The organism is Mycobacterium sp. KBS0706, assembly GCF_005938675.2.
In the GTDB taxonomy this organism is placed as follows: domain Bacteria; phylum Pseudomonadota; class Alphaproteobacteria; order DSM-16000; family Inquilinaceae; genus Inquilinus.
This window is the reverse complement of record NZ_VCCH02000233.1, coordinates 1-2,538: the sequence shown is the minus strand read 5'-3', so window position 1 is coordinate 2,538 and position 2,538 is coordinate 1. Positions and strand designations below refer to the sequence as shown.

Annotated in this window: 2 protein-coding genes; one reads left to right on the top strand and one right to left on the bottom strand. The window is 66.2% G+C overall.

Features of this window, described 5'->3' with window-relative positions:
- Positions 1-1,182: 1,182 nt before the first annotated feature.
- A complete protein-coding gene (locus FFK22_RS44215; RefSeq protein ID WP_143956975.1) occupies positions 1,183-1,467 on the top strand; it encodes a hypothetical protein in 285 nt (94 codons plus the stop codon).
- Positions 1,468-2,056: 589 nt separating this feature from the next.
- Here FFK22_RS44215 and FFK22_RS41380 read toward each other — a convergent pair.
- Positions 2,057-2,538 (bottom strand): transposase (locus tag FFK22_RS41380; protein ID WP_143956974.1); only part of this gene is annotated, 482 nt, incomplete at its 5' end.

Below are 2,538 nucleotides of genomic sequence, written 5' to 3'. Positions count from 1 at the left end.
CCGTGCAGATCGAGCAGATCGGCCGAGACCACTGGCGCCGCGAACAGCACCGAGGGTGGCCCCGGAAACAGGCCGAGGCTGGACAGCTGGATGTCGCAGGCCGGTTGGAGGGCGGCGAAGCGCTGCAGTGCTGGGGTTCATCGCCGCGGCATCGAGGCGATCGTACACGGCGAGCGAGATGCGGGTCGACCGGGGCTCGGCGCGGCGTCATCGCGTCCGGGTCGGCCCGCTCGATGGCGTCGATCAGCGGCGCCAGGGCGGCGGCGCTGGGCGGATCGAGATCGAGGGTGACGGCGAACGGCACAGGGCACCTGCAGCTGGCGGCGCGAACGATCCTACCCGCCCGCCGCCCGCCGCGGAAGCCCCAATGCCCGATAAGCCCCCTTATCGGCTAGCGATTTCAATGAGTTGTGATGTCCGGAGAGGGTGAACAGCGGCCATCGCGCCGGGCTCCCGAGAGCGGACATGACCCGATTCGATCGTGATCATCAGGCCACTCACCTCCGAGCACATGACCTGGGACGAGAACAAGAAAGCTGAGAGAGCTTCGCGCCAATGGCAGCTGAAGGAGGTAAGGATTATTCTATCTGACGGATCCGGCGCTGCTTGGATGCAGGCGCGCGAAACGAGGTTGGAAGTCCTTCTCCCCGCGACGGCCATTCGGGAGCCCTGGGACGAAGCGTCGCCAGAGCTTGCGAGATGAAGATGTTGGCATACTCGATCGAGGCCTCGGGATGACGGCTTCTGAACTCGGCAAGCGCCGCCTCGCAAGCGCTCCACTCGTCCATCCCTGCCCCGCGGCTCTGGCGATACGCCTCTATCACCAATATCTCCGTGGATGGTCGGCGACGCTGCATTATCGGCTCCATCTTGAAAGACGCATCGCTCAGTGCGCAAGAATGCTCTTCGGCTGGCTGTGGAGCAACCACCCGGGGCCGACTCCACCAAACGTCACCGTCAACAATATGGAGTAGACGCGCCTATTGGATCTGCCTTTGGGTACCGCGTCAACCCAAGACACGGAAAGAATGGAGATTGGATTCAGTAGCACAAGTTTCATATGGATGAGAATTGGTGGAGCATCTCTGTTGATACTCGTTATAACAATGGTATATTTATAAATATTGAAGAATCCCTGCGCGCTTCGATAGCCAGCGGCATTTGCTTATTGATGGCCCTGTGGTGTTTATGGGCTTCATGGGTTTTCCCGCAAAAAATAAAAATGTCGAGAAAGAATTCTCCATATCCCACGCCGTCGACCTCGACCACCTCCGGGCCCTGATCGCCGAACAGGCCAGCGACCAGCCCGCCGCGCCGCGCCGCACGACGACGACCCCGAACCTGCCGAGCCGGAGGCCACGGCCCTGCCGGCCTGCCCCTGCTGCGGCGGACGCATGCGCGATCTTCGGCCGAGGGCACACGCCGCACACCGCCGACGGCCTCCCTCTCTGGTTCGACACCTCATGAGCGCCGCCACACCGACACGCCCGAGCCCGCGCCGCCGTCGCCCTTCGGCCACGGCTCCGGCCCGGCTGCGCCTCACGCCACCGACAGCCTCTGAACCCGTCGGTCTCTCGCCCCCGCACCCGGCTCAACCCGCGCCGCGACCGCTCCGGGCGCCCCCGGCCGGCGCTGGCCGCCCCCGTCATCGCCCGCACGCCCACCGCTCGGGACCTGGTGCGAGACGCAATCCCCATAGCCCCGCCTCAGCCGGCCGGCACCGCTCGGACTGACCGCGGCTTCCTTGTATGGGGCTTTCCGAGTCAAGCTGTACTTGGATGCAGTCTTTCTCCTTTGAGGTTCGCAGCGATCCGAGGCGAGCCCTTTGGGTGACGGCGTGATCACGCCGCAGCCTTGTATTCGGTGGCCCTGGGCGGACCCAACCATGATGCAGTCATACGCATCGCGAAGGGCTCCGAGGCGGCGGGCCCTATCTCCTCTACGGCGACCTGGGCCGATGAAGCTGGCGGGTAGTCGCCACCTCGGATCGTGCAGGCTCCGGGCGCGGTCGGGCGACGGAGCCGAGCTTGCGACGGCGGCTCGGGCGATCGACCCCTCAGGCCGGGGTGATCTCCGGGCGTAGGTGCACACCCTGTGGAGCTTCGCCGGTCGTGACCAGCCGCCAGAGCCCGATCAACAGCTTCCGAGCGAGAGCTACGATCATCGTCAAACGGACTTTGGCCGGCGCGCCATCGGTGCGCTTGCGCCACCATTGGGCCAGCGCGCTGTCTGGCTGGAATCGTAGGAAGCGCCAAGCGAGTTGGATCATACCGCGCCGCACCCGGGCGCTCCCGACGCGCGCCAGGCCGCGCTCTCGGCGCCGGGCGCCGCTCTCGTCCGGTGAGCCGGTCAGGCCGGCGAAGCGCGCCACCGCCCGTCGATCGCGAAGCCCGCGCGAGAGCAACTCCTGCACCAGCATGTCGGCGGTCTCGATGCCGATCCCGATCACCCGCACCAGCAGCCGCACCATCGGCCCACCGTCCTTTGCCGGCGCCTGCACCAGGCGCTCCAGCCGCGCCGCCTCCAGCTCGGCGACCT